This is a genomic window from Kitasatospora sp. NPDC058170 (assembly GCF_042883905.1).
In the GTDB taxonomy this organism is placed as follows: domain Bacteria; phylum Actinomycetota; class Actinomycetes; order Streptomycetales; family Streptomycetaceae; genus Kitasatospora.
In genome coordinates, this window is sequence record NZ_JBHVUV010000077.1 from 1 (window position 1) to 5,003 (window position 5,003).

The window sequence follows — 5,003 nt, forward strand, 5'->3', positions numbered from 1 at the left end:
AGGGCGAGCGGGAGGTGGCCGAGGTCGGCGGCCAGCAGGCGGGCGTCCTGGAGGTCGCGCGAGGTCGGGGCTGTCCCCTCGACGACGTAGGTGCAGAGGAGTTGGGCGGCGTCGTCGGGGCCGAGAGTGCCGAGGGGCAGGGCGGGCACTCCCCGGGGCCAGCCGGTGGCACGGCGGGAGGTGATGAGGTGTCGGCCGTGGGAGAAGGCGCCGGTGTAGGGGCGGAGGTGGGCCGGGTCCTCGGCGTTGTCGAAGACGAGCAGCCAACCCGGGTGCCAGTGCAGCCAGTTGGTCGCCCAGGCGGCCCGCTCCTGTTCGGACGCCCGGCCGGCCCATCCGGGGTAGAGCTGAATGGTGAGCGCGGCGAGGGACTGCTCGATCCGGGCCGGGGATTCGGCGTTGACCCACCAGACCAGGGTGTAGTCGCCCCGGTGGCGGTGCGCGTAGTGCAGGGCGAGGGTGGTCTTGCCGATGCCGCCGAGGCCGTGCACGGTGGGCGCCTGGGTGACGGCGGTACCGCCGTTGGTGTTCAAGGTGCTGTGCAGCCAGCCGAGTTCGTACCCGCGTCCGAGGCAGGGCGGTGGCGGGGCGAGGTTGCTGGTGGACGGCGGTGCCTGGATGTCGCGGGCGGCGTTGAGGACGTCGAGCGGCAGCACGATGTCACCGGTGAAGGCGTTGCCGATGGTGTGGGCGGCGGTCGACCGCTCGCCCGCCGCCGTGACCGGCCGGTGCGGTTCGGTCACGGCGCGCCCGCCGTGGCGGCGGCCCGTGCAGCGTTCAACAGATCCACCCCTGGGAGGAGTCGGCCGGATGTCGGCGGCCATTCTCGCACCCGGGAGCCGGTTCAGGCGGCGCGTGCCTCGCGGCGGTAGCCGCCGGGGGCCTGGCCGTACTCGCGCTTGAAGGCCTTCGCGAAGGCGTACTCGGAGCCGTACCCCGTCCGCGCGGCGACCGTGGTCAGCGGGGTCTCGGACTCGCGCAGCAGCCGGGCGGCGGTGGTCATCCGCCAGCGGGTCAGGTAGGCCATGGGCGGTTCGCCGACCAGGGTGGTGAAGCGGCGCGCGAAGGCGGCGCGGGAGAGCCCCGCCCGGTCGGCCAGCGACTCGACGGTCCACTGGGCCGAGGGGGCCTCGTGGATGGCGGTGAGGGCCGGGGCCACGGCGGAGTCGCCGAGTGCGGCGGCCCAGCCGGCCGCGGCCGCCGGGGGCTGGTCCTCGAACCAGGCGCGCAGGATGTAGAGGAGGAGTGAGTCGATCAGTGCGGGGACGATGCCGGCCGAGCCGATCCGGGGGTTCTCCAGCTCCGTGCCGAGGAGTTGGACCGCCGCGCTCAGCTCGGGGTGCCGGCCGTGCCGGGTGGGCAGGTGGATGACCTCGGGCAGCTGGCGGACCAGCGGGTGCGGACGGCCCTGGTCCAGGTGGTAGTTGCCGCACAGCAGGCTGGTCCGCGGGCCGTCGCCGCCGAGGGTGACCGTGCCGATCGGGGTGCTCGGCCGGTACTGCTCCGGCCGCTCCGGCTCGGCCGGGGTGGCGGGGTGGTCGGCGAGGATGTGGCCGCGGCCGTCGCGCAGGAAGACCACGTCGCCGGGGCTCAGGGCGATCGGCTCCGCGTCGGGTGCGTCGGCCAGCGGGACCAGCCAGCACGTCCCGTACAGCACCACGTGGAAGCCGGCGCCCGCGACCGGGGGGAGGCGAAGACCCCAGGGGGCGCGGCCCTCGGTGCGGACGGACGTGGGGTGCCCCGTCCGCATCGAACTCAGCGCCTCGCTCAGGATGTCCAACGCCGTCCCCCCTCGTGCCGTGGCCAACACCCGCCCCCTGCCGGCCCCACTGTAGGGCTTGTCCGACGGCTCCCGCCGCTCACGTCCGACCGGACAGGACCTAGTGCCGCGTCAGGCAACCTTCGCCCCGTCGCGACGCCCGGCAAAAGTTGCCTGACGCGGCACTAGACGACGGTGAGTACGACCTTGCCCTGGACGCTGCCGGAGCCGACCAGCTCGTGGGCCTTGGCGGCCTCGGTGAGCGGGAAGGTCCCGGTGACGTGCGGGCGGATGCGGCCCGCGTCGACGAGGGCGGCGATCGCCTCCAGCGAGGCGTAGTCGGGCTCGACCGAGACGCCCGCGAACCGGCGTCCGGCGGCCTCGACCTCCGCGGCCAGCTGCTGGTTCCAGTGCTCCATGATGCTGACCAGGGTGCCGCCGGGCCGCAGCACCTCCAGGGCGCGGGTGCCCTCGGAGGACGAGTCGAAGACGACGTCGACGTCGCTCACCACCCGGGTGTAGTCGGTGGTCCGGTAGTCGATCACCTCGTCGGCGCCCAGACCGCGGACGAACTCGTGCTTGGCCTCGCTCGCCAGGGCGATGACGTGGGCGCCGCGGGCCTTCGCGATCTGGACGGCGAAGTGGCCGACGCCGCCAGCCGAACGGTGGATCAGGACCCGCTGGCCCTCGCCCAGTCGGGCCGCGTCGACCAGGCCCTGCCAGGCGGTCAGGGCGGCGAGCGGGACGGCGGCGGCGTGGACGTGGTCGAGCGTGGCGGGCTTGCGGGCCACCTGCCGCGAGGGGACGGCGACGTAGTCGGCGTACCCGGTGGCGGCGCGGGGGAAGAACGGCAGGCCGAAGACCTCGTCGCCGGGCTTGAACCGGGCGCCGGGGCCGGCCTCCTCGACGACGCCGGAGATGTCCCATCCGACGCCGAACGGCGGCTCTCCGAGCAGCCGGTACCCGCCCGAACGGACCGCCACGTCCACCGGGTTGACGCCGCTCGCGTGGACGCGGACGAGGACCTCGCCGCCGAGCGGGGTGGGGCGCTCGATCTCGACGGTCTCAAGGACCTCGGGGCCGCCGAAGGTCTTCTGGACGACTGCACGCATGGGAGGACTCCTCGGTGATCGGCCGGCCAGGTCGTCCGGCCGCTTCGTTCTCGATGTCCTCAACTCTAGGAAGATCGAACGATCCGATGAATATCCTTCTGTCTCCCGAAGATGTCCCAGCGTCTCGCCGGCCGGGCTTCTGGGCTCTTCCGGGCTCCGGGGCGGCGGGGTTGTGGTGGGGCCGGTCAGTCGGAGCTGTCCTTGGGACGGCGCCGCCACCACTGCCACCGGCGGCGGCCAGGCCGGGCCGCGGCGCGCCGGCGACGGGCGCGGGCGAGGTTCTCGCGGGTCAGGACGGTGTTGGCGTGGGCGGGGCCGAAGACCTCCTCGGCCTGGACGAGCACGGTCTCGTAGAGGGGGATGGCGCGGTCGAGGTAGCCGAGCTCCTGGCAAAGGTAGGCGACCTCGTTGCGGGTGATGACGGTGTCGGGGTGGGTGGGCCCGAGGGTCTGTTCCTGGTGGGCGAGGCTGGTTTCGAGCAGGGAGAGAGCGCGGTGGAGGTCCCCCGCCATCGAGTGGAGGAGGGCGAGGTTGTTGCGGGTGGTGACGGTTTCGAGGTGGGCTTCGCCGAGGACCTGTTCGCACTGGGGGAGGCTGGTCTCGTTCAGCGCGGTGGCGCGGTCGAGGTCGCCGGCCTCCCGGTAGGCGAACGCGAGGTTGTTGCGGGTGGTGAGGGTCCGGGGGTGCGTGTCGCCGAGGACCTGCTCGCTCTGGGCGAGGGCGGTCTCGTACAGGGGGATGGCGCGGTCGAGCTCGCCCGCTGAGGCGTAGGCGGCGGCGAGGTTGTTGCGCGTGGTGATGGTTTCGATGTGAGTCTCGCCGAGGACCTCCTCGCACTGGGTGAGCGTGGACTCCAGCACGGGGATGGCACGGCCGAGGCCGTCGATGGCGGCCTGGATCTGGGCGAGGTTGGTGCGTGCGGCGATGGTGTCGGGGTGGGTGTCGCCGAGCTGCTGCTCGCACCGGGCGAGGCTCTGCCCGGCCAGGGTGATGGCGAGCTCGACCTTGCCGGCCGACTCGTAGGCGTTGGCGAGGTTGCTGCGGGTGGTGAGGGTGTGGGGGTGGGTGGGGCCGAGGGCCTCCTCGCTTCGGGCGAGGGCGCTCTCGTAGAGGGGGATGGCGCGGTCGAGGTCGCCCGCCGCGTCGTGGGCGGCGGCGAGGTTGTGCCGGCTGGCGAGGGTGTCGGGGTGGGTGTCCCCCAGCAGCAGTTCGCAGCGGGCGAGCACGATGTGCCGCAGTGGGATGGTTCGGGCGTCGTGGCCCTGGCGGTAGAGGTGCTGGGCGGCGGTGAAGTAGTGCTCGGCGGCGAGGTCCTCGTGGTGGTCGGGCGGGGTGGTGGCGGCGAGGGCGGTGAGGTGGGGGATGAGCTGGTCCCAGGCGGGGGCCGGTCCGAGTTCGGGGGGTTCGGGGAGCGCGTCGAGGGCTTGGGCGAGGGCGAGTTCGGCCTCGGTGCGGCCGGGGTGGTCGGCTTGACCGCGCAGGACGGTCTGGACGAGGCGGTGGATGCTGATGGTCTCGCGAGTGAGGGTGATCATGCTGTAGCTGCGCAGGATGCCCAGCGCCTCGGCGAGTTCCTCCTCGGCGTCGAGGTGGCCGAGGTGGCCGAGGTGACCGAGGTGGCTGAGGTGGCTGAGGTGGCTGAGGTGACCGAGGAGCGTGACGGGGATGTCGTCGGGGGCGAGCCAGGCGAGGGTGTTGAGGATGGTGACGGCGAGGGGGCTGCGGTCGTCGAGGACGGCGAGGGTGTGGGTCCAGATGTTCGCGATGGTGCGTTCGGGGTCGATGCCGTCGGCGGCTTTGGCGAGTTTGGTGTCGAGGGTGCGTCGGTAGGTGTCGAGGGTGACGGTGGGGTGTTGGGCGAGGTAGGCGCCGGCCTGGTCGAGGGCGAGGGGGAGGTGGCCGAGGTCGGCGGCCAGTAGGCGGGCGTGTTGGAGGTCGCTCGGGGTCGGTTCGGTGTCGCCGAGGGCGTAGGTGCACAGGAGTTGGGCGGCCTCCTCGGGGGCGAGGGTGCCGAGTGACCGGGTCGGGGTGGTACGCGGCCAGCCGGTGGCGCGGCGGGTGGTGATGAGGTGGTGGCCGGAGGCGAGGGCGCCGGTGTAGGGGCGGAGGTGGGCCGGGTCCTCGGCGTTGTC

At 73.3% G+C, this 5,003-nt stretch carries 4 protein-coding genes; all 4 read right to left on the reverse strand.

Annotated features, from left to right (window positions below; all coding sequences use genetic code 11):
- The coding region (locus tag ACFVVX_RS37795) for an NB-ARC domain-containing protein (protein ID WP_387952692.1) at nt 1–743 on the reverse strand (743 nt) is incomplete at its 3' end.
- 101 nt (nt 744–844) lie between these two features.
- Nucleotides 845–1,780 (reverse strand): AraC family transcriptional regulator, encoded by a 936-nt coding sequence (locus tag ACFVVX_RS37800; RefSeq protein WP_387952694.1) that lies wholly within the window; start codon nt 1,778–1,780, stop codon nt 845–847.
- 164 nt (nt 1,781–1,944) lie between these two features.
- Nucleotides 1,945–2,871 carry an NADP-dependent oxidoreductase gene (locus ACFVVX_RS37805; protein WP_387952696.1) on the reverse strand — a complete coding sequence of 309 codons (927 nt, stop codon included), beginning with the start codon at nt 2,869–2,871 and terminating at the stop codon, nt 1,945–1,947.
- A 185-nt stretch (nt 2,872–3,056) separates the two neighbouring features.
- The coding region (locus tag ACFVVX_RS37810; RefSeq protein WP_387952698.1) for a tetratricopeptide repeat protein at nt 3,057–5,003 on the reverse strand (1,947 nt) is incomplete at its 5' end.

Coding starts and splice junctions, on each gene's coding strand:
- ACFVVX_RS37805 (WP_387952696.1), bottom strand. CDS start 2,871: ATGCGTGCAGTCGTCCAGAAGACCTTCGGCGGCCCCGAGGTCCTTGAG.